Source organism: Microbacterium sp. ZW T5_45 (assembly GCF_044987415.1).
In the GTDB taxonomy this organism is placed as follows: domain Bacteria; phylum Actinomycetota; class Actinomycetes; order Actinomycetales; family Microbacteriaceae; genus Microbacterium.
The window spans coordinates 47,401-68,381 of record NZ_JBJDRJ010000012.1; the positions used below are offsets into that span (position 1 = coordinate 47,401).

Genomic DNA, 20,981 nt, shown 5'->3' on the forward strand with positions numbered 1-20,981 from the left:
CGACCTCGCCTCGACCTCGCTTTCTGAGACATGCCCGCTTATCTGCTCCGCCGCTTCGGCTTCCTCGTGGTGTCGCTCGTGGTCGCGATGATCGCGATCTTCGTGCTGCTGCGACTGCTGCCAGGCGACCCCGCGAACGCGCTGCTCTCGGTCAACGCCACTGAGGAGCAGATCGCTGCGGCCCGCGCCCAGGTCGGCTCCGACCAGCCCCTGCTGCAGCAGTTCGCGACCTGGGCCGGCCAACTGCTCCGCTTCGATCTGGGCGAGTCGTTCCTCAGCTCCCGGCCGATCGGCCCCGACATCGCCGACCGCCTGGCCGTCACGCTGCCGCTCACCCTCATCGCGTTCCTCGGGGCGCTGCTGGTGTCGCTCGTGATCGGCATCACCGCCGCCGTGAAGGCCGACCGCTGGTACGGGGTCGCGCTCTCCGGCTTCGCGCAGCTCGGCGTCGCCGTGCCGGTCTTCTGGGTCGGAGTCGTGCTCGTGTGGATCTTCGCCCTGGGCCTCGGCATCCTGCCGTCGGGCGGTTTCCCCCGCGACGACTGGGAGGACCCGGCCGACGCCCTGCGCTCGCTCACCCTTCCCGTCATCACGATCGTGATCGTCATGAGCGCGTCACTGAGCCGCTACGTGCGCTCGGCCACCCTCGATGTGATCGGCAGCGACTACCTGCGCACGGCGCGCGCCGGCGGCTCGGGCATGGCCGAGGCGCTGCTGCGGCATGGCGTGCGCAACGGCGCGGTTCCTGTGGTCGCGGTGCTCGGCATCGAGCTGTCGACGACACTGCTCGGCGCGGTCGTCGTCGAGAGCGTCTTCACCCTGCCGGGACTCGGCAGCCTGCTGCTGTCGGCCATCGAGCAGCATGACTTCCAGGTCATCCAGGGCGTCCTCGTCGTCAGCACACTGTTCGTGCTGCTCGTCGGGTTCGTCGCCGACATCGCGCAGCGGCTCATCGATCCGCGGTTGCGCACGAGTGTCTCGGGGAACCGATGAGCGGCGTCGCCGAACAGGTCATCACGGACGCCGCCGCGACGCGGCGCCGTCCGAAGGCGACCCTCGTGATCGGCCTGGTGCTCACCGGGATCATCGTCGTCATCGCCGTGGTCTCGCTGTTCTGGCTGCCCTACCCGCTGACGGACATCAGCGGTGGCCGGCTCGACACGCCGAGCGCTGCGCATCCGCTGGGCACCGATCGGCTCGGCCGCGACTTGCTGTCGCAGCTGATGGTCGGGGCGCGCATCGCACTCGTGGTCGGAACCTGCTCGGTCGCCCTGGCCGCCGTGCTCGGCATCCTCATCGGTCTGATCGCCGCGTTCGCCCGCCCCTGGATCGACGACACGCTCTCGGCCGGACTCGACGTCGTGATCGCGTTCCCCGTGCTGCTGCTGGCGATGCTCGTCGTCGCGATCCAGGGAGCGTCACTGTGGTCGGCCATCCTCGCTATCGGCCTCGCGATGTCGGCCGTCGTCGCGCGACTCACCCGCATCCTCACCCGGCGAGTGCTGCAGGAGCAGTACGTCACGGCCGCCCGCACGAGCGGCACCTCGCTGCTCGGCGTCATCGGCCTGCACGTGCTGCCCAACATCGCACCCACCCTCGCCGTGAGCCTGGCACTGCAGTTCGGCGCGGCGGTGCTCGCCGAGGCGAGCCTGTCGTACCTCGGCCTGGGCGCGCCGCCGCCCGGCGCGTCATGGGGACGGATGCTGCAGGAGGCTCAGGGGACCGTGCTCGCGGCACCCGTGGGCGCGATCGCCCCCGGCATCGCGATCATCGCGCTCGTGGTGGGCGTGAACTTCCTCGCCGACGGTCTGCGCGATCTCGCCGACCCCACACGGCGGAGGTCACGATGAGCATCCTCGAGGTCTCTGCGCTCACGGTGCGTTCCGACTCGGGCGCCCTGGTTCGCGACGTGTCGTTCACGGTCGCACCCGGGGAGCGGCTCGGCCTGATCGGCGAGTCGGGGTCGGGCAAGTCGCTCACCTCGCTCGCGGTGACCGGACTGCTGCCGCCCTCGCTCACGGCATCCGGATCGGTGCTGCTCGACGGCCACCAGGTCGTCGGCGCACGCGATGCCGAGCTGCGGCCGCTGCGCGGCCCGGTCGCGCAGATCGTGTTCCAGGAGCCGCTCACCGCCCTGGACCCGCTGATGACGGTAGGACGGCAGATCGCCGAGCCGCTGCGGCGGCATCTCGGGCTGCGGGGCGATGCGCTGCGCTCGGCCGTCGCCTCCGCGCTGGACGAGGTGGCGCTTCCGGAACCGCGGATCTCGTCGTCGTATCCGCATCAGCTGTCGGGCGGCCAGCGTCAGCGCGTCGCGATCGCGATCGCCCTGGCCGCGCAGCCGCGGCTGCTGATCGCCGACGAGCCGACCACGGCCCTCGACGTGACCGTGCAGGCCGGCGTGCTGGCCCTGCTGGAGCGCCTCGTCGCCGAGCGCGGCATGGCGCTGCTGTTCATCAGCCATGACCTCGCGGTCGTGTCGCGCATGGTCGACCGCATCGTCGTGCTGCGCGACGGCCTCGTCGTGGAGTCGGGGCCGGTCGCGCAGGTGCTGAAGTCGCCGACCGAGGACTACACCCGGATGCTCGTGGTCAGCGCCCGTGCGCTCGACAGATTCCTCGACGCGCCGGCGGGGTCGGCCTCCGATGGGGAGGTCGGCTGATGGCGTTGCTGGGACTGCGCGCAGCAGGGTTCTCGTACGGCTCGCAGCGGGTGCTCGATGATGTCTCGCTCTCGGTCGACGAGGGCTCGTCTCTGGGCCTCGTCGGCGAGTCGGGCGCGGGGAAGTCGACGATCCTGCGGCTGCTGCTGGGTCTCGCCCGCCCCGACGAGGGCGAGGTGCTGTTCGACGGCGCGCCGCTGCACCCCGCCTCTGGGTCGCTGAGCCTGCCGAAGCGCCGCGTGCTGATGCGGCGCTTCCGCGCGAGCGTGCAGCCGGTGTTCCAGGATCCCTACTCGTCCCTCGACCCCCGACAGCGGATCGACCGGATCATCGGCGAACCGCTGCGGTCGCTGCGGCTCGCGAGCGGTGCCGACGCGCAGCAGCGCATCGCCGCAGCTCTCGAGTCGGTGGGGCTGCCGGCCGACACGGCGCGGCGTTATCCGCACGAGTTCTCGGGCGGCCAGCGTCAGCGCATCGCGATCGCCCGAGCCGTCGTCTCACACCCGCGTGTACTGCTGGCCGATGAGCCGGTGAGCGCGCTCGACGTGTCGACCCGTGTGCAGGTGCTCGAGCTGCTGGACTCGCTGCGACGCGACCACGGGCTGTCGCTCATCATGGTCTCGCACGACCTCACCGCGATCGCCTCCGCCTGCGACCGCACCGTGGTGCTGCAGAACGGCCGCGTGGTCGAGGAGGGCACGACCGCGTCGGTGCTGCATTCCCCGCGCGAGGCCTACACGCGTGCGCTCGTCGACGCCGTCCCGCGGCTGCCCTGAGACGCCTTCCGGATCACGGCGAGCCGACTGGCGCCGGCGGGCGGTAGGCGTCACGCCGATGACGCGTGCGCACCACGACCAGCCGGTCTGGTTCCACGAGGAAGAACAGCACCCGGTAGTCGCCGCGGCGTGCGGAACGAAGACCCTCGAAGTCCCCCTGCAGCGGCTTGCTCATCCGCAACGGGTTCGCCGGAAGGGTGAAGACGGAGAACTCGACGATCGCCTGGGCGATCTTCTGCGGGAGCCGGTCGAGGTCGCGCCATGCAGAATCCGCGAACGAGACGGCCCAGGTCACCGGGGACGGATCCCGTATCGCGTCAGCGTCTCCTCTGCGCTATGCAGAGTGCCTGCTGCATCCTGAGTCCGGGCCTCATCGACGTCCTCGGCGGTTCCGGGCTGGGACAACCAGAACAGGGTCTCGTAGAGGGAGTCGAGAGCATCCTTACTGACCAGAACCGCGGCGCTGCGCCCGTGCCGCGTGATCTCGATCGTCTCGTGCTCGCGCTCCACCTGATCGACGAGTCGCGAGAGCTGGTCCTTCGCTTCACTCAACGGAACAGTCTGCATGGGGAAATTCTAGCCTGAAATCTGGCCAGATCAAGGGCTGCCGCCGATGCGAGGTGCATACGTCGACCCGGGAGGCGCACGCGAACGGCGGGTCAGACGAGCCCGAAGTACTCCAGCTCCGCGTCGTTCAGCATCCGACTCCGTATCAGGAATCGCATGCCTGTCGGGCCTTCGACGCTGAACCCGGCACCGCGCCCCAGGACCACATCGACCGTGAGGTGCGTGTACTTCCAGTACTCGAACTGCGACTCGGACATGTACATCTCGACCGGCGTCTCGAGCCCCACATCGAGAGTGCCGAGGAGCACGTCGCCCGGACCGGTGAGGAACATCCCCACCGGATAGCACATGGGCGCAGAGCCGTCGCAGCATCCGCCCGACTGGTGGAACATGAGCGGGCCGTGTTGCGCCGTGAGATCACGGACGAGGGATGCCGCGGCATCCGTCACGTCGATGCGCTGGTAGGTGCCGATGCCGACCATGGTGACTCCTTTCGGGAGCTGTGCGCCCTTCGTCTCGCTCCGCTCGCTCAGGGACCGGATCGTGAACCGGTCCCTGAGCGAGGAGCGCCAGCGACGAGACGAAGGGCCCCCGACGTCTGACTCAGAAGAAGCCCATCGGCCCTTCGGCGTACGAGACCAGGAGGTTCTTGGTCTGCTGGTAGTGGTCGAGCATCATCTTGTGGTTCTCGCGGCCGACGCCCGACTGCTTGTACCCGCCGAAGGCGGCGTGCGCCGGGTATTGATGGTAGGTGTTCGTCCACACGCGCCCGGCCTCGATCGCCCGTCCTGCGCGATAGGCCGTGTCGCCGCTGCGGCTCCATACGCCCGCACCGAGCCCGTACAGCGTGTCGTTGGCGATCGAGATCGCGTCGTCGAAGCCGTCGAAGCTCGTGACCGACAGCACCGGGCCGAAGATCTCCTCCTGGAAGATGCGCATGTCGTTCGTGCCCTCGAACACGGTCGGCTGCACGTAGAAGCCCTCGCTGAGGTCGCCGCCGAGGTCCGCCCGCTCCCCGCCCACGAGGAGCTTCGCCCCGCCCTGCTTTCCGATGTCGATGTAGCTGAGGATCTTCTCCAGCTGGTCGTTCGACGCCTGCGCGCCGATCATCGTGGCGGGGTCGAGCGGGTTGCCCTGCACGACCTTCTTCACCCGTTCGAGCCCGTCGGCGAGGAAGCCGTCGTAGATCGAGCGCTGGATGAGCGCGCGGGAGGGGCAGGTGCAGACCTCGCCCTGGTTCAGCGCGAACATCGTGAAGCCCTCGAGTGCCTTGTCGTAGAACGGGTCGCTCGTCGAGCGGGCGACGTCCTCGAAGAACACGTTCGGGCTCTTGCCTCCGAGTTCGAGCGTCACCGGGATGAGATTCTGCGAGGCGTACTGCATGATCAGGCGACCGGTGGTGGTCTCGCCGGTGAAGGCGACCTTGCGGATGCGCTTGTGCTGAGCGAGCGGGGCGCCCGCCTCGATGCCGAAGCCGTTCACGATGTTCACGACACCGGCCGGCAGCAGATCGCCGATGATGTCGAAGAGGAAGAGCAGGGATGCCGGAGTCTGCTCGGCCGGCTTGATCACGATGCAGTTGCCCGCGGCGAGCGCGGGGGCGAGCTTCCACACCGCCATGAGGATCGGGAAGTTCCACGGGATGATCTGGCCGACGACGCCGAGCGGCTCGTGGAAGTGATAGGCCACGGTGTTCTCGTCGAGCTGGCTGATGCCGCCCTCCTGCGCCCGCAGCACGCCGGCGAAGTACCGGAAGTGGTCGATCGCGAGCGGGATGTCGGCGGCGAGCGTCTCGCGCACCGGCTTGCCGTTCTCCCAGGTCTCGGCGATCGCGATCTCCTCGAGATGCTGTTCGATGCGATCGGCGATGCGGTTGAGCACGACCGAGCGCTCGGCGGGGCTGGTCTTGCCCCACGACGCGAAGGCCTTCCACGCGACCTCGACGGCGCGGTCGATGTCCTCGCTCGTGCCGCGGCCGACCTCGGTGAAGGGCTTGCCGTTGACGGGGCTGATGTTCTCGAAGTACTGGCCCTTCACCGGTTCGACGAACTCGCCGCCGATGTAGTGGCCGTAGCGGGGGCGGTAGTTCGCACGGGCGCCGGGCTGCCCTGGTGCGACGTAAGCGGTGGACACGTGCTCTTCGACGATGGTCATCGATGACTCCTCCGACGGGCCGCGGCTCCGATGCTCTGCGGCTGATGCTCCGACGGTATGCCGCCGCACGTTGCACCCCGGTGCGCAACGTTGCGTCGAGTTGCATCCCGGTCCCTGAGCGCCCTTCGTCTCGTCGCTGCGCTCCTCGCTCAGGAACCGGGAAGCGAGACGAAGGGTCTCAGTTCTGCTCGAGCCGTTCGATCCGCGCGACGAGGCCCGCGCGCTTCGGCGAGCGCGCGGGCAGCATTCCGAGCGCCAGCCGCAGCGCCTCGATGTCGTTCTGCCCCTCGGGGATCTCGGCGTACGCGAGCAGCACGTCGAGGCTCGCCTCCGACAGCATCACCTCGCGCAGCGTCGCCCGCACCGTCTCGCGGAACTCCTCGACTCCCGGAGACGTCGACTCCGGCAGCACCGCACCGCGATACGACGTCAGCGCCACCCGATGCGCCCCCCGATCGAGAAGCGACAGCACGTCGTGAGCATCCGTCTCCAACATCATCGGCAGCCGATACGGCCGCGATTCGGGGATCAGGGCGGATGCCGTGCCCTCGAGCATCTTGCGCAGTCGTACCATCTCGGGCCGCAGCGTGTCGGGCGAGGCGCCCTCTCCGTAGACGAGCTCGGCGAGGCGTTCGGCCGACAGGCCGTGCCGGTGGATCGCGAGCATGAGCATGATCGCCGCGTGCCGAGCGCTCAGCTCGACGACCTTCTCGCCCAGTTCCGTCTCGGTCTCGAGCCGCGCACGATCCCGGCCGAGCACGTGCAGCACGGCGCGGACGGTGCCCGACCCCATCGCCTTCGGCGGCGAGAATGCACGGGAGACGTGCTGCCTCTCCCGGAGGCGAGCCACGAGGAGCTCGGACTCGACCGCGCGGGCCGTGGCGTCGACCAGCATCCGCGCCTGCAACGAGACGACCTCGTCGCCGCCGGTGATGTCGATCACGCCGAGCACCTGTTGAGTCTCGGGATCGCGCACCGGGGCCGCGCTGCACGACCAGGGGTGCACGAGGCGGTTGTAGTGCTCAGCTCCCCGGATCTGCACCGATTCCGCGAGGGCGAGCGCCGTGCCGGGAGCGCTGGTGCCGACAGCATCCTCCGCCCAGTTCGTGCCTTCGACGAAGCCCATGTCGCCGGACAGGGAGCGCAGTTGGTGGTCGCCCTCGACCCAGAGCAGGCGGCCGGCCTGATCGCCGATCGCGATGATGACCTCCGAATCCTCGGGCGAGCCGGGAAGCAGGAGCGCGCGGATCATGTCCATGGCCGAGGCCAGCGGATGCGTGAGCCGGTACCTTTCGAGTTCATCCTCGGCCAGCTCGAGTTGGGGCGCGCTCTCGGGTCCGACCCGGCCGCGCCACGACCGCTCCCAGGACTCCCGCACGAGCGGACGGACCTGCTGCAGTCGGCTGTCGTCGAGGTTGCCGGCAATGAGCTCTTCGTGGGCGCGCTCGATGAGCAGGCGCGACGCCCCAGGGCGGGTGTCACGCGACGTGTTCCACGACGCAGCCACGGCGGTCTCCGATCATCGATGTGGAGCGTTCCTCAGTGTAGAAGCCCGAGGGTGCGGGCAACAGGGGCCAGTCCGGCCGCGGCACCCTGCCAGAGCGCGTGATGGATCAAAAACGCATCCCGCGAGAGCATCCGGCATGCATTTGTGATCCATCATCACGCCGCCCCCCTGCCAGGGGAGCCACTGTCCTGCCGAGAACAGGTCAACCGCACGAAACACGGACGAATCAGCCGATATCGTCATGATCTCGCGCGGTTGACCTGTTCTCGGGATGTCGAAACGCGGGATGTCGAAACGCAGGATGTCGAAACGCAGGATGCCGGAACCCCTCAGCGCCGGCGCACCTGCTCCCACCGCTCGCGGCGGACCTGCTGTTCGATCGGATCCGGCACCGGAAGCGCGGCGAGCAGTTCCTGCGTGTACGCGTCGCTCGGCGCACCGAGCACCTGCGCTGTGGTGCCCTGCTCGCGGATCACGCCCTTCTGCAGCACGATGATCCGGTCCGAGACCGCGTCGATCACGGCGAGGTCGTGGCTGATGAACAGGCACGCGAAGCCGAGATCGGCCTGCAGCTGCACGAACAGGTCGAGCACCTTCGCCTGCACCGACACGTCGAGCGCACTGGTCGGCTCGTCGGCGATCAGCAGCTTCGGGTCGAGCGCGAGCGCCCGCGCCAGCGAGGCCCGCTGGCGCTGTCCGCCCGAGAGCTCGTGCGGGTACCGGTCTCCGAAGTTCATCGGCAGTCGCACCGCGTCGAGCAGCTCGTTCACACGGGCTCGCGCCGCAGCCGAGTTCGGGAACCGTCCGTGCACGACGAGCGGCTCGGCGATGCACTCGGCGATCGTCAGGAGCGGGTTGAAGCTCGTCGCCGGGTCCTGGAACACGAAGCCGATCTCCGACCGCAACGGCGCCAACTGCCGCGGCTTGACCCCGCGCATCTCCTGCCCGAGCACGGTCAGCGATCCACCGACGACCGAGGTGAGCCCCACGACAGCCCGGCCGATTGTCGTCTTGCCCGAGCCGGACTCTCCGACGAGGCCCACGACCTCGTTCGGAGTGACCCAGAAGTCGACGCCCTTCACGGCGACCACTCCCCCACGACCGAACCGGCCGGGATAGCCGATCTCAGCGGCGGTCGCCACGATCAGGCTGCCGGACGGAGCGGATGCCGGAGCCACGGCCGCGGCATCCTGCGTCACCGACTTGCCCTGGCCGACGTGCGGAACCGCCGCCAGGAGCTCGCGAGTGTAGTCCTCTCGAGGCGCCGCGAAGAGCTCGCGCACCGGAGCCTGCTCGATGATGTCGCCGCGATACATGACCACCACCCGGTCGGCGAGGTCGGCGACCACGCCCATGTTGTGGGTGATCAGCACGATCGTCGCCCCGAACTCATCGCGGCAGCGGCGAAGCAGGTCGAGGATCTCGGCCTGCACCGTCACGTCGAGAGCGGTCGTCGGCTCGTCGGCGATGATGAGGCCGGCGTCGAGCACGAGCGCCATCGCGATGACGATGCGCTGCTTCTGGCCACCCGAGAACTGGTGCGGATAATCGTCGACACGCTTCTCCGGGTCGGGGATGCCGACGCGGCGCATGATGTCGATCGCCCGCGCCCTCGCCTCCTTCTTCGAGAGCGATCCATGCGCGCGCAGACCCTCGGCGATCTGCCACCCCACCGTGTAGACGGGGTTCAGTGCGGTCGACGGTTCCTGGAAGACCATCGCGGCATCACGCCCCCGCATCTCGCGCAGGCGGGCAGGCGAGGCGTGCACGATGTCGGTCTCGCCGCCGTCGCGGCCGCGGACGACGACCGCGCCCGACAGTGTCGCCGTCTCGGGCAGCAGCCCGAGCAGCGCGTTGGCCGTCACAGTCTTGCCCGAGCCCGATTCCCCGACGATCGCGAGCACCTCGCCCGCGTGCGCCTGGATGTCGATGCCCTTCACTGCCTCGACGGGCTCGCCGTCGGTCGCGAAGGTGACCCGGAGGTCTCTGATGTCTGCGACGTCGATCACTTCAGACGCGGTCACTTCGCACCTCCCGCGCGACGGCGCGTGCGCAGTCGCGGATCACTCAGGTCGTTGAGGCTCTCGCCCACGAGCGTGATGCCCAGCACCACGAGCACGATCGCGAGACCGGGGAACGTGCTCGTCCACCAGATGCCGCTCGTGACATCGGCGACAGCGCGGTTCAGGTCGTAGCCCCACTCGGCCGCGGCCGTCGCCTCGATGCCGAATCCGAGGAAGCCGAGGCCTGCGAGGGTGAGCAGCGCCTCAGACGCGTTCAGCGTGATGACGACCGGCAGCGACCGCGTGGAGTTCCGCAGCACGTGACGGATGAGGATGCGCCGGTTCGGAACGCCGATGACCTTGGCGGATTCGACGAAGGGCGCCGAGCGCACCTGAACGACCTCGGAGCGGATGACGCGGAAGTACTGCGGAACGAACACCACCGTGATCGACAGCGCGGTGGCGAGGATGCCGCCGAGCAGGGTCGACTGTCCCCGACTGATGACGATCGACATGACGATCGCGAGCAGCAGCGACGGGAACGCGTAGATCGCGTCGGAGATGACCACGAGGACGCGGTCGAGCCACCCGCCGAAGTAGCCGGCGAGCAGTCCCAGCGCGATGCCGATGAAGATCGAGCAGACGATCGCGGCGATGATCACGAGGATCGCGGTCTGCGCTCCCCAGATCACCCGCGAAAAGACGTCGAACCCGCTGACCGTGGTGCCGAGGATGTTCGTGGCGCTCGGCGGCTGCTGGGTGCCGAAGGCGACGCCGTCGACCGCCTGCTGCGCCCAGCTGTAGGGCGCGATCAGCGGCGCGAGGATCGCGATGAGCAGGAAACCGATCGTTATCACGAGCCCGGTGATGAGCATCCCGCGCTGCAGGCCGACGCTCTGGCGCAGGTGCGAGATGACCGGCAGGCGGTCGACCAGACGCTTGCGCGGTGGTGGGATCAGCGCCATCGCGCTGGTGGACGGGGTGGGCAGGTCGGTGGTCGACATGTCAGTACCTCACCCTCGGGTCGATGGCCGCGGCGACGATGTCGACGAGGAAGTTCGTCACCGCGACGACGACCGCGATCATCACGACGATGCCCTGAACGGCGACGAAGTCGCGGGCCTTGAGGTAGTCGGCGAGCATGAAGCCGAGCCCCTTCCACTCGAAGACCGTCTCGGTGAGCACGGCGCCGGCGAGCAGCATGGCGACCTGCATGCCCATCACGGTGATGATCGGGATGAGCGCGGGCCGGAATGCGTGGCGCGTGACGAGGCGGAACTCGCCCACACCGCGCGACCGACCGGAGGTGACGTACTGCTGGCCGAGCGTGCCGATCACGTTCGTGCGGATGAGCCGCAGGAACACACCGGCGGTGAGCAGCCCCAGCGCGACGGCGGGGAGCACGGCGTGCCAGAGCACGTCGCCGATCGCGGCGCCGTTGCCGAGGCGGATCGCGTCGAGCAGGTAGATGCCGGTGGGGGTGTCGACGCCGCTCATGAGCAGTTCGGTACGGGTGCTGCCGCGACCCGAGACCGGCAGCCAGCCCAGCCACACCGAGAAGATGAGCTTGAGCAGCAGCCCGACGAAGAAGATGGGGGTCGCGTAGGCGAGGATCGCCATGATGCGCAGCACGGCGTCGTGCCAGCGGTCGCGACGGTAGGCGGCGATCAGGCCCAGCGGGATGCTGACCGCGAAGGCGACGATCAGGGCGTAGAACGCCAGCTCGAGAGTGGCCGAGCCGTACTGCAGCAGGATCTCGATGACCGGTCGGCGATCGGTGATCGTCGTGCCGAAATCACCTCGCAGCACACCGCCGAGGTACTGGAAGTACTGGAGGATGAGCGGCTGGTCGTAGCCGGCGGCGGCGATGCGCTCGGCCAGCTGTGCGGCGGGAAGGCGCCCGCCGAGGGCCGCGGTGATGGGGTCGCCGGTCAGGCGCATGAGGAAGAAGACCATCGTCACCAGGATCAGCACCGTCGGGATGATCAGCACCAACCGGATGAGGATGTAACGCCAGAGGCCACCTCCCTTCGACGTGCGGCGGGGGGTCGCCACGGGGGCGAGGGCGTCAACGGACACAGAGGAACCTCATTCCGAGCATGTCCGGGGTGCGGCGCGCGGATCGCGCGCCGCACCCCGGGTCGCGCTTACTTGGTCAGCGGCGCGTAACGGAACTTGAACGAGGCGTCGAGCGTCGTGCCCGAGACGTCGGCGCCGACGACGGCGACCTGCTTGCCCTGCAGCAGCGGCAGAGTGGAGAGGTCGTTCGCGACGAGCTCCTGGATCTGTCCGAGCATCTCCAGACGCTTCGCCGAGTCGGTCTCGGTCTGCGAGGCGACGATCATGTCGTTGACCTCGGGGTTGTCGTAGTGGTTGCCGAGGAAGTTCTCGGTGACGAAGAACGGCGACAGGTAGTTGTCGGCATCCGAGTAGTCCGGGAACCAGCCCAGCTGGTACGCGGGGTAGACGTCGGCGGTGCGGTCCTTGGCGTACTGCACCCACTCGGTCTGCTGCAGGTTGACGGTGAACAGGCCGCCCTCCTCGAGCTGCGCCTTCACCGCGGCGTACTCGTCACCCGAAGAGGGGCCGTAGTGGTCGCCGTTGTACTGCAGGCTGAGCGCGACCGGGGTCGTGACGCCTGCGGCCTCGAGGGTCGCCTTCGCCTTGTCGAGCGAGGGGCCGCCGTCGCCGTCGCCGTAGAGGTCCTTCAGCGGCTCGGTGGCTCCCGGCAATCCCTGCGGGACGAACGAGTACAGCGGGCTGTAGGTGTCCTTGTAGACGTTGGTCGCGATGGCCTCGCGGTCGATGAGGGATGCCGCGGCCTGACGCACCGCCTGCGCCTTGGCGGCATCCGCCTCGGCCGTGGTCGCGCCGAACGGCTGCGTGTTGAAGTTGAACACGATGTAGCGGGTCTCGCCACCGGGACCCTCGACGACCTTGACCTTGTCGTTGCCGCTGAGGTCGTCGATGTCGGTGGCCGAGAGGCTGCGGAAGGCGACGTCGATGTCGCCGTTGCCGACCGCGAGCTTCAGGTTCGAGGCGTCGGCGTAGTAGGTGACGTTGACGCCGCTGTTCTCGGCGGCGCCGAGGTTGCCCTGATATCCGTCGTAGGGGGTGTACGAGATGAGTTCGTTCACCTTGTACGAGCTGATCTCGTACTGGCCGGCGAACGGCTTGCCCTCGACGATGTCGTCGTCGCTGGTGACGGAGTCGGGCGAGAAGACGTCCTCGTCGACGATAGGAGCTGCGGGGCTGGAGAGGATGAGCGGCCAGATCTGGTCGTCGCCGTTCTTCAGCGTGAACACCACGGTGGTGTCGTCGGGGGTCGCGATGCTGTCGAGATTGCCGAGCAGCGACGCAGGGCCGTTGGGATCGTTGATCGCGACGACGCGCTCGAAGCTGAACTTCACGTCGCTCGAGGTGAGATCGTTGCCGTTCGCGAACTTCAGGCCCGACTTGAGCTTCACGGTGTACTCGGTCGGCGAGGTGAACTCGGCGGACTCGGCGATGTCGGGAGTGACCTCGGCGGTGTCGTAGACGCTGTTGAGGAGGAACGGATAGACCTGGTTCATGACGGCGAACGAGCCGTTGTCGTAGGAGCCGGCCGGGTCGAGCGAGGTGATCTTGTCGGTGGTGCCGACCGTGATCTCGCTGCCGCCGTCGCCGCCGTCGCCGCCTCCCCCGTCGGTGCTGCTGGTCGCGCAGCCTGCGAGGACGAGTGCGGAGGCGCCGAGCGCTCCGATGGCGAGGCCGAGTCGGCCGCGGGTGATGTGCAGTGCCATGTTTACCCCTGTGTACTCTCGGTTAGCCGCGCCGGTAGAACGCGGCCTGCGCCTCTGCTCTCACCTGCAGCCCACGCACGATGAGGTGCGGTGGTCGTCTCGACAGTGAGAGCGATCCCCTTGCTGTGCTGCGGCGGGATCGGACGCGGATCACATCATCATAGGGACACCAGAGTCGATCCTGAACGGTTTTCTCACTGATTTTCCGTACTGGAAACATTCGAACGACGCGAAAGCAGGAAATCTTCCGGAAGGGCGTGCGTTCGGGCGGGTCCGGTCCCGCCCTCTCCGTCGGAGTGATGATGGATCAGAAGTGCCGCTGGCGACGGCATCCGAGCTGCACTTCTGATCCATCGTCGGCGGATGCGGCTGCGCGGGGTCGTCAGCGCGAGAACAGGCGGACCTCAGTCGCGGGCGGCCCACCACTCGCGCAGGCGCTGCTCGGCGGCATCCGCTCCGATCACGCCCTCGTCGAGACGCAGATCGAGGAGGAACCGGTACGCCTCGCCGACCTCGCGGCCAGGACGGATGCCGAGCACCTCCTGGATGCGGTTGCCGTCGAGCTCCGGGCGGATCGCGTCGAGCTCCTCCTGCTCGCGGAGGGCGGCGATGCGGGACTCGATGTCGTCGTAGGCGCCCGCGAGTCGAGCGGCCTTGCGCTTGTTGCGGGTCGTGACGTCGGCGCGGGTGAGGATGTGCAGGCGCTCGAGCACGTCACCCGCATCGCGTACGTAGCGGCGGACGGCGGCATCCGTCCAGGCGCCCTCGGCGTAGCCGAAGAAGCGCAGGTGCAGCTCGATGAGCTTCGCGACGGCATCCGTCGTGTCGGTGTCGAAACGCAGGGCCTGCAGGCGCTTGCGCGCCATGCGTGATCCGACGACGTCGTGGTGGTGGAACGTGACCGCACCGCCGTCTTCGAGCTTGCGGGTGCGCGGCTTGCCGATGTCGTGCAGCAGGGCCGCGATGCGCAACGGCACATCCGGATCGGCTCCCGGATGGCGCGCGTTCTCGAGCGCGATGGCCTGGCTGAGCACCGTGAGCGAATGCTCGTAGACGTCCTTGTGGTGGTGGTGCTCATCTACTTCGAGGCGCAGCGCGCTGACCTCGGGCAGGAATTCCTCGATCAGACCGGTGTCGACGAGGACCCGGATGCCGCGCACGGGGTCGTCGGTCTGCATGAGGCGCACGAGTTCGGACTGCACGCGCTCTGGGCTCACGATGCTCAGGGTCTGGCGGAGCTCGGTGATGGCCTGCTCTGTCGCCTGCTCGATCGAGAAGCCGAGCTGGGCGCTGAAGCGCGCGCCGCGGAGCATCCGCAGCGGGTCGTCGCCGAAGCTGACGGCCGGGTCGGTCGGGGTGCGCAGCATGCCGGCGACGAGGTCCTCGACGCCGCCCGTCGGGTCGACGAGCTTGGCCGCCGGCGCTGATCCCGACCGTGGCGCCGGCGGCGAGACCTGCAGCGCCATCGCGTTGACGGTGAAGTCGCGACGCACGAGGTCGCCGTCGATCGAGTCGCCGAACTCGACGGTGGGCTTGCGGGTCACGCCGTCGTAGCTGTCGGCGCGGTAGGTCGTGATCTCGACCTGCTCGCCCTGCACCCGGGCGCCGATCGTGCCGAACGCGCGACCGATGTCCCACTGGGCGGTCGAGATCGGCTTCACGACCGCGAGGATCTCGTCGGGCTTCGCGTTCGTGGTGAAGTCGAGGTCGTGCGTGGGCCGCCCCAGCAGTGCGTCTCGCACGGGACCGCCGACGACCGCGAGGTCGAAGCCCGCCGTCGCGAAGGCCTCGGCGAGGGTGCGGACGACGGGATTCTCGGCGAGCGCGCCGAGACGGGCGAGGCCGTCGGCCATGTTGAGCATGGGTTCCAGCGTACCGGGCGGCTCGGCGGGGCTTCTCGGGGGCGGGGCTGAGGCGGTCGTGCGGGCCGGTGCCGGCCGCCGTGGCGTGCGGTCACGGGCGGATGCCGTGACCCGCGCGGACCCGAGCCGTAGGATCGGCGTCGTGACGAATGACGACGCACGAACCCCCTCGCGACGGGGGTTCCTCAAGATGGGTGGCGCCGCGCTGGCCGGTGCCGTGGTCGGCGGCGCAGGCGGCGCGGCCATCGGCGCATCGATCGCAGGCCGAGGGCACGACGGCTTCGCGAGCGCCCCCGACCCGTATGCGGCGCTGACCCCGCGCAGCGCCCCCGGCTTCGACCACCTGGTCGTGGTGATGGGCGAGAACCGCTCCTTCGACAACCTGCTCGGCTATCTCTACACGAGCGAGAACCTTCCGAAAGGCGACCGGTTCGAAGGGCTGGCATTCGGCACGCACCGCAACACCGCACCCGACGGCACCGTGGTCGACGCCCATATCTACACGGGCGACACCGATCGCATCATGAGCCTTCCCGATCCGGACCCGGGCGAGGAGTATCCGCACGTCAACACCCAGCTCTTCGGCACGGTCGATCCGGCGGGCAACGCCGACCTCTCGGCGGAGCAGATGACCGCGCCCTTCAACACCCCCTCGCATGGCGAGAAGGCGACCATGTCGGGGTTCCTGCACGACTACATCAACAACTTCCGCAGGCTCCGCGGCGAGGATCCGACGCCTGAGGAAGCCGCGACCATCATGGGCTCGTTCTCCCCCGAGATGCTGCCGGTGCTATCGACCCTCGCCGCCGAGTTCGCGGTGTTCGACCACTGGTATGCGGCGGTACCCTCGCAGACGTTCTGCAACCGCTCGTTCTTCCACGCGTCGACGTCGCACGGCTTCGTGACGAACCAGGCGGGCGGCGGATACGAGAAGTGGCTCTCTGCTCCCGCCGCCCCGACGGTGTTCAACCGGCTGGAAGAGAAGAAGGTCCGCTGGAAGGTCTACATCGATGAGCTCCAGCTCGTGTCGTTCACCGGGATGCTGCACGCCGCGGTGCTCGAGAAGTACTGGCGCACCGAGCACTTCGGCACGATGGCCGACTTCTACACCGATGCGAAGAACGGCACGCTGCCGGCATACGCGTTCATCGAGCCGCGCATGGTCTACGACCACAACGACTTCCACCCGCCGTTCGGAGCTGTGCGGGAGAGCCCTGTCGACGGGAGCGAGGTGTTCGACAGCGCGATCTCCGATGTGCGGGCGGGCGATCGCCTGATCCACGATATCTACGAGGCCGTGCGCACCAGCGCGTCACCGAAAGGCTCCAACGCCGTCAACACCCTGCTGCTCATCACGTTCGACGAGCATGGCGGATGCTACGACCACGTGCCGCCTCCCGCCGCGACGAAACCCACCAAGGAGACGGATGCCGGTGAGATGGGATTCACGTTCGACCGGCTCGGATGCCGGGTGCCGGCGATCGCCGTCTCGGCTTATACGAAGCGCGGCACGATCGTCCACGACGAGATGCACCACGGTTCGGTGACGGCGACGCTCTCGCGCCTGCACGGTCTCGAGCCGCTCAACGACCGCGATGCGTCGGCGAACACGCTGCTGAACGTCGTGAACCTCGAGCAGCCGCGGCATCCGTCGGACTGGCCGGTGACGACTCCGGCCTACACGCCGCCGAATCCCGAGGCGACAGCGCCGAAGCCGGACGACCCCGGACACGACAAGCCGCTCACGCCGCCGGCGCGGGGCCTGCTCGGTCTGCTGATCGCCAAGTACGGTTCACCGGGCGAGGCGGAACCGCGGACCTTCGCCGATGCCTACCGCCTGCTGCACGAGCACGGTGAGGAGCTGTTCGGGGTGCCGAGCGGGAAGTAAGGTCGGGCTTCGAGTCTCTCTTCGCGTGTGAGAAGTCGGAGCTTCGCCGCGACACGCCGTGCCGCGGCGTCCGGATGGCGGCGTGTCGGCGCGAGGCTCCGACTTTTCGTACGAGGGCGGAAGACGGACGAGCGGATGCGATTCCGGGGCGCGAGCAATGCCGCGCGTCAGCCGTCGTTCTTGCCGAAGTCGTCCTTGAACATGATGAGACCATCGGTGGTGATGTAGACGGTGCTGTCGTGCTGGAGCAGGCTCGTGAGCTCCTCTACAGTCTTGCCGTTTCGCTCGGCGACCACATCGATGCGGTCGCCAAGAGCGTCGATCGCCTCCTGACCGTTCAGATCCTCCTCGAGGAACTTCCCGAAGACCGGAGTGGGATCGGGTGTGGCGTTGCCATCGGACACGTTGTCTTCTCCATCTGCTGTCGCATCCGACGTCGCGGTCGGTTCGCTCGTGGCCGTGCTCGTCGGCGCCGCGGAATCCGCATCGTCGGCGTTGCGCTGAATCAACGCGAGAATGATGCCGCCCGCGACGACGAGTGCGACGATGCCCAGCACGACCAGTCGGGCGGGGTTCTGACTGTTCTGCACGTTCTCGGTCATTGTCGTCCTCCTTTGCGTGCCGCGTCCGACTCCGTCACAAGCTCGGATGCGGCCATGGTATGTGTGCCCGCTCCGAAGCACCCGGGAAAGCGTGGCGAGGTACCTGGATATGAGCAGGGGCGGGAACCACGTTGTGATTCCCGCCCCTGGATCAGACCGTGCTCACGGCCTTGATACAGCTATCAGCTCTCTGAAGCGACCTTCTTGCGACGCAGACCGAAGGCTGCGGCGCCACCGCCGGCGACGAGGGCCGCAGCGATGAGGGCGACGATCAGCATCGAGCTGAAGTCACCACCGGTCGTGGCAAGCTCGCCGGTGTTGTTGCCGGTTCCCGTGCCGTTGCCGTTCGCACCGGTGTCGGGGTTCGTGATCACGGCGTTGACCGTGAACGAGACCTCTTCGGATGCGGCAGACGTGACACCGTTGATCGACTGGGTGGCGCTCACGGTGTAGACGCCGTTGCCGATGGCCTCCGCGACGTCGACCGACCAGTTGCCCTCGGCGTTGACCGTCGCGCTGGTGACGATCGTGCCGCCGCTGGCGGAGGTCAGCGTGATGGCGACCGTGGAGCCCGGGATGCCGGTGCCCGACAGGGTCGGGGTGTTGTCATCCGTGGTGGAGCCGTCGGCCGGAGCCGTGACTACGGGGGCTGCGACCGGAGCCGTGACCGTGACCGTGTCGGTCTCGGGCAGGACGTCGGAGCCGAGCGTCTGCGAGGCGACGATGACGGTGTTGCCGTACTCGTGCGAAGCGACGGTCGCGGTCCAGTTGCCGTCTTCGTCGGCCTCGGCCGTGGCGACGGCGGTGCCGTCGACGGTCAGCGTGACGGTCGCACCCGGGGATGCGGTTCCGGTGACCTCGACGTCCTCACCGTCTGCAACGGCGGCGCCGTCAGCAGGGGTGTCGATGACGACCGGCTGAACCGGAACGGCCTCACCCGAGATGGTGTAGTTGCCGAGGCTGCCGTACGCCGTGTAGCCGTTGGAGTTCAGCGCGGTGGCGGTCTCCGGGTTGCCCTGGCCCTGCCCCTGAACGGTCAGGTAGTAGACGCCGCCGTCGACCGTGGTCGAGACGGTGGCACCGAGACCGGAGGCAGTGTCCGCAGAGACGCGCGTGCCGACCTCGGTGCTCGTCGCGAGGACTGCGCCGGAGCTGTCGGTCAGCGTGAGCTTCGCATCGAGGTTCGGGCCGACGTCCGCGACCTCGACGGCTGCGGAGAAGGGTCCCGCTGCCGCGGAGACGCTGAAGACGTCCACGTCAGCCGACTGGCCGATGACGCCCGCGGTCTCGGTGAACGGGCCCGCCGGGGTGGAGATAGCGTGCGCACCCGCTGCATCGTTGCCGAAGTCGTCTGCGGCGAAGTCTGCGCGGTCCTTGTAGGTGAACACCACGACGAGCGGTGCTCCGGTTCCGTCACACAGGTTCTCGGCGTTCGGCACGTAGAACTGGTCGCCGGGCTTCGGGTTGTTGATGGACGCACCGTTGACGCCGCACACGAACTCGCCCGTGAACGGAGTTCCGTCCGTGTACGTCACGCGCACGGGCAGATAGCCCGCTGCGCCGCGGTCGGTGATGACCGCGAGGTCATCTTCCTTGTTGCTCGAGTTCGCGTAGCTTCCGTTCGACCACTGGGTCAGCGGCACGTCATAGGTCGATCCCATGATGGGGCCCCAGACGCCGTCGGTGGGCGAGTAGTACTCAACCGCGGGAGAGCCGGCGAGGCCGTCGTGGATGAGGCCGAAGTTGTGGGCCGCCTCGTGGGATGCCGTGTCAGCGATGTCCTTGGCCGTTGCGTTACTCGGGTCGAGAGCCATGCCCGACGTGAACACGAGCGCTCCGGTCAGCCAGTCGGATCCGGCACCGGTGTGCCAGGCGAGACCTGAGGTCCCCGCCGCGCTGGGGAGAACCTCGCTGTAGGAGTCGGTGACGATGACGTGCACGCCGTACTCGTTGTCCCCGGTCGAGGTCTTGTACAGCTTGTCGTCGCTCGGGCGCGTGGTGGTGACGTTGATGTTGAACGGCGCGAAGTCCTCAGCAACGGCAGCCCACACCTGATCCTGCACGGCCGGTGTGGCAGCGGATGCAGCCACGAAGGGCAGAGCCGCCTTATTCGCGTCGACGTTCCAGCGCGTGCCTTCGAGGGTCTCACCATCGAAGTCGAGGTACACAGTCACAGGAGCACCGGGACGGGATCCACCGGCTGCGTCACCGGGAACGGCAGCAGCATTCAGCTCGACCCGCGAGTCCGATGCAGAAGAGGGGGCACCCTCGAAGGCCGGGTCGACGTGAAGGATGAGGCCGTCGTCCGTGATCTCGGCTGCCTCGCCTTCGACGAGCTCCTTGACCTCGCTGACCGTGCTGTTCGTGTAGCCAGCGGCGAGCTCGTACTTGTCCGCATCGGTGTTGATGGCGATGGGTGCGTCGGACGACTCTGCGGCGGCGGGAAGAACCGCACCTCCGAAGGTCAGCGCTCCTGCGCCGACAGTCGCCACGGCGGCCGTAAGCCACCGACGGTTTTTAGATGTCACTATTCGTGTCCTCTGTGATTTGCGTAGCGGATGGGGCGTCCACATGGCACCCTAGCTGCTCCCAGCAAACTAAAAGGTTGGCTCACAGGTTATTCCCAGATATGCCGCAATGATCGGAAACCGGTATATGACACCTGTAGAAAATCCCTGCTCGATGAATAAATTCACCTGAATGCAGATTGGACACCGCTGCGCCCGACTCCCTGGCGGGACGACGGCGAAGGGTCTCGCGCCGGAACTCCGACCTTTCACATACGCGAGGGCGCGTCGAACCCGAACCCCGCCGACCGCCCGTCAGGCTGAGGCGGCCGCGGGTCCCGAGCCCGCCGCCCCGGCCGCTCCCACAGCGGAGGGGTTCACCTCGAAGAGGCTGTGGACGGGCACCTCGAGCCGCTCGGCGAGGCGCTCGACCGTCTGCAGGGTGAGGTTCCGCTCGCCACGCTCCACCGCTCCCATATAAGTGCGGTGCACGGCGAGGTGCTCGGCGAACTGCTCCTGGCTGAGGCCGATCTTGACCCGGAGCGCGCGGAGGTTCGACCCCACCACTCGCTGCAGATCTCCGACCACGAGTTCCACCCTCGCCAGGTGCTACTCTTCGGTCTACAGACTTATAAGTAGCATGCTTCGATGCTAGGGCGCGTGCGGCACAG

The 20,981-nt window shown here is 68.1% G+C and carries 18 protein-coding genes; 5 read left to right on the forward strand and 13 right to left on the reverse strand.

The genetic code is table 11. From position 1 onward, the window contains the following. Window positions 1-30 precede the first annotated feature (30 nt). Genes ACI3KS_RS08430 through ACI3KS_RS08445 form a run of 4 tightly spaced genes read left to right on the forward strand, consistent with a single transcriptional unit; the run spans window position 31 to window position 3,438 of the window. Window positions 31-993 carry an ABC transporter permease gene (locus ACI3KS_RS08430; RefSeq protein ID WP_404917160.1) on the forward strand — a complete coding sequence of 321 codons (963 nt, stop codon included), beginning with the start codon at window positions 31-33 and terminating at the stop codon, window positions 991-993. Beyond that, complete coding sequence (locus tag ACI3KS_RS08435) at window positions 990-1,850, forward strand: ABC transporter permease (protein WP_404917162.1); 861 nt, start codon at window positions 990-992, stop codon at window positions 1,848-1,850. Before ACI3KS_RS08430 ends, ACI3KS_RS08435 begins: the two co-directional genes overlap by 4 nt. Continuing rightward, window positions 1,847-2,662, forward strand: coding sequence for an ATP-binding cassette domain-containing protein (locus tag ACI3KS_RS08440; protein ID WP_404917164.1), 816 nt, complete (start codon window positions 1,847-1,849; stop codon window positions 2,660-2,662). The genes ACI3KS_RS08435 and ACI3KS_RS08440 overlap by 4 nt, the downstream gene beginning before the upstream one ends. Beyond that, window positions 2,662-3,438: an ABC transporter ATP-binding protein gene (locus ACI3KS_RS08445; RefSeq protein ID WP_404917166.1), complete on the forward strand. Its 777-nt coding sequence runs from the start codon at window positions 2,662-2,664 to the stop codon at window positions 3,436-3,438. The genes ACI3KS_RS08440 and ACI3KS_RS08445 overlap by 1 nt, the downstream gene beginning before the upstream one ends. A gap of 13 nt (window positions 3,439-3,451) precedes the next feature. On the opposite strand, the gene ACI3KS_RS08450 is transcribed toward ACI3KS_RS08445, so the two are convergent. From ACI3KS_RS08450 to ACI3KS_RS08495, 10 genes are all read right to left on the reverse strand, one after another. Continuing rightward, window positions 3,452-3,733, reverse strand: coding sequence for a type II toxin-antitoxin system RelE/ParE family toxin (locus tag ACI3KS_RS08450; RefSeq protein ID WP_404917169.1), 282 nt, complete (start codon window positions 3,731-3,733; stop codon window positions 3,452-3,454). Continuing rightward, window positions 3,730-4,005: a type II toxin-antitoxin system Phd/YefM family antitoxin gene (locus ACI3KS_RS08455; protein WP_404917171.1), complete on the reverse strand. Its 276-nt coding sequence runs from the start codon at window positions 4,003-4,005 to the stop codon at window positions 3,730-3,732. Before ACI3KS_RS08455 ends, ACI3KS_RS08450 begins: the two co-directional genes overlap by 4 nt. A gap of 92 nt (window positions 4,006-4,097) precedes the next feature. Further along, window positions 4,098-4,487 carry a DUF779 domain-containing protein gene (locus ACI3KS_RS08460; RefSeq protein WP_404917173.1) on the reverse strand — a complete coding sequence of 130 codons (390 nt, stop codon included), beginning with the start codon at window positions 4,485-4,487 and terminating at the stop codon, window positions 4,098-4,100. Between the two features lie 121 nt (window positions 4,488-4,608). Next, entirely contained in the window at window positions 4,609-6,159 is a 1,551-nt protein-coding gene (locus ACI3KS_RS08465; protein ID WP_404917175.1) for an aldehyde dehydrogenase family protein, read from the reverse strand. Between the two features lie 178 nt (window positions 6,160-6,337). Further along, window positions 6,338-7,666 (reverse strand): GAF domain-containing protein, encoded by a 1,329-nt coding sequence (locus tag ACI3KS_RS08470; protein WP_404917178.1) that lies wholly within the window; start codon window positions 7,664-7,666, stop codon window positions 6,338-6,340. A 329-nt stretch (window positions 7,667-7,995) separates the two neighbouring features. After that, window positions 7,996-9,675: a dipeptide ABC transporter ATP-binding protein gene (locus tag ACI3KS_RS08475; protein ID WP_404917273.1), complete on the reverse strand. Its 1,680-nt coding sequence runs from the start codon at window positions 9,673-9,675 to the stop codon at window positions 7,996-7,998. 11 nt (window positions 9,676-9,686) lie between these two features. Beyond that, window positions 9,687-10,673 carry an ABC transporter permease gene (locus ACI3KS_RS08480; protein ID WP_404917180.1) on the reverse strand — a complete coding sequence of 329 codons (987 nt, stop codon included), beginning with the start codon at window positions 10,671-10,673 and terminating at the stop codon, window positions 9,687-9,689. A 1-nt stretch (window position 10,674) separates the two neighbouring features. Continuing rightward, window positions 10,675-11,748 carry an ABC transporter permease gene (locus ACI3KS_RS08485; RefSeq protein ID WP_404917182.1) on the reverse strand — a complete coding sequence of 358 codons (1,074 nt, stop codon included), beginning with the start codon at window positions 11,746-11,748 and terminating at the stop codon, window positions 10,675-10,677. Between the two features lie 68 nt (window positions 11,749-11,816). Beyond that, entirely contained in the window at window positions 11,817-13,451 is a 1,635-nt protein-coding gene (locus tag ACI3KS_RS08490) for an ABC transporter substrate-binding protein (protein ID WP_404917184.1), read from the reverse strand. A 404-nt stretch (window positions 13,452-13,855) separates the two neighbouring features. Then, window positions 13,856-15,313, reverse strand: a complete 1,458-nt coding sequence (locus tag ACI3KS_RS08495) for a CCA tRNA nucleotidyltransferase (RefSeq protein ID WP_404917186.1) — start codon at window positions 15,311-15,313, stop codon at window positions 13,856-13,858. Window positions 15,314-15,455: 142 nt separating this feature from the next. Between ACI3KS_RS08495 and ACI3KS_RS08500 the strand changes: the two genes are divergently transcribed. Beyond that, a complete protein-coding gene (locus tag ACI3KS_RS08500; RefSeq protein ID WP_404917188.1) occupies window positions 15,456-17,201 on the forward strand; it encodes an alkaline phosphatase family protein in 1,746 nt (581 codons plus the stop codon). A 167-nt stretch (window positions 17,202-17,368) separates the two neighbouring features. On the opposite strand, the gene ACI3KS_RS08505 is transcribed toward ACI3KS_RS08500, so the two are convergent. The 3 genes from ACI3KS_RS08505 to ACI3KS_RS08515 all read right to left on the reverse strand — a co-directional run bounded on the left by ACI3KS_RS08505 (window position 17,369) and on the right by ACI3KS_RS08515 (window position 20,898). Beyond that, window positions 17,369-17,803 carry a hypothetical protein gene (locus ACI3KS_RS08505; RefSeq protein ID WP_404917190.1) on the reverse strand — a complete coding sequence of 145 codons (435 nt, stop codon included), beginning with the start codon at window positions 17,801-17,803 and terminating at the stop codon, window positions 17,369-17,371. Window positions 17,804-17,985: 182 nt separating this feature from the next. Then, window positions 17,986-20,295, reverse strand: coding sequence for an Ig-like domain-containing protein (locus ACI3KS_RS08510; RefSeq protein ID WP_404917192.1), 2,310 nt, complete (start codon window positions 20,293-20,295; stop codon window positions 17,986-17,988). A gap of 330 nt (window positions 20,296-20,625) precedes the next feature. Further along, window positions 20,626-20,898 carry a helix-turn-helix domain-containing protein gene (locus ACI3KS_RS08515; RefSeq protein WP_404917194.1) on the reverse strand — a complete coding sequence of 91 codons (273 nt, stop codon included), beginning with the start codon at window positions 20,896-20,898 and terminating at the stop codon, window positions 20,626-20,628. Window positions 20,899-20,981 lie beyond the last annotated feature (83 nt).

Bases quoted from the DNA above. Each gene is read 5' to 3' on its own strand.
- ACI3KS_RS08430 (WP_404917160.1), top strand. From the start codon at position 31: ATGCCCGCTTATCTGCTCCGCCGCTTCGGCTTCCTCGTGGTGTCGCTC.
- ACI3KS_RS08435 (WP_404917162.1), top strand. From the start codon at position 990: ATGAGCGGCGTCGCCGAACAGGTCATCACGGACGCCGCCGCGACGCGG.
- ACI3KS_RS08440 (WP_404917164.1), top strand. From the start codon at position 1,847: ATGAGCATCCTCGAGGTCTCTGCGCTCACGGTGCGTTCCGACTCGGGC.
- ACI3KS_RS08445 (WP_404917166.1), top strand. From the start codon at position 2,662: ATGGCGTTGCTGGGACTGCGCGCAGCAGGGTTCTCGTACGGCTCGCAG.
- ACI3KS_RS08455 (WP_404917171.1), bottom strand. From the start codon at position 4,005: ATGCAGACTGTTCCGTTGAGTGAAGCGAAGGACCAGCTCTCGCGACTC.
- ACI3KS_RS08460 (WP_404917173.1), bottom strand. From the start codon at position 4,487: ATGGTCGGCATCGGCACCTACCAGCGCATCGACGTGACGGATGCCGCG.
- ACI3KS_RS08465 (WP_404917175.1), bottom strand. From the start codon at position 6,159: ATGACCATCGTCGAAGAGCACGTGTCCACCGCTTACGTCGCACCAGGG.
- ACI3KS_RS08480 (WP_404917180.1), bottom strand. From the start codon at position 10,673: ATGTCGACCACCGACCTGCCCACCCCGTCCACCAGCGCGATGGCGCTG.
- ACI3KS_RS08490 (WP_404917184.1), bottom strand. From the start codon at position 13,451: ATGGCACTGCACATCACCCGCGGCCGACTCGGCCTCGCCATCGGAGCG.
- ACI3KS_RS08495 (WP_404917186.1), bottom strand. From the start codon at position 15,313: ATGCTCAACATGGCCGACGGCCTCGCCCGTCTCGGCGCGCTCGCCGAG.
- ACI3KS_RS08505 (WP_404917190.1), bottom strand. From the start codon at position 17,803: ATGACCGAGAACGTGCAGAACAGTCAGAACCCCGCCCGACTGGTCGTG.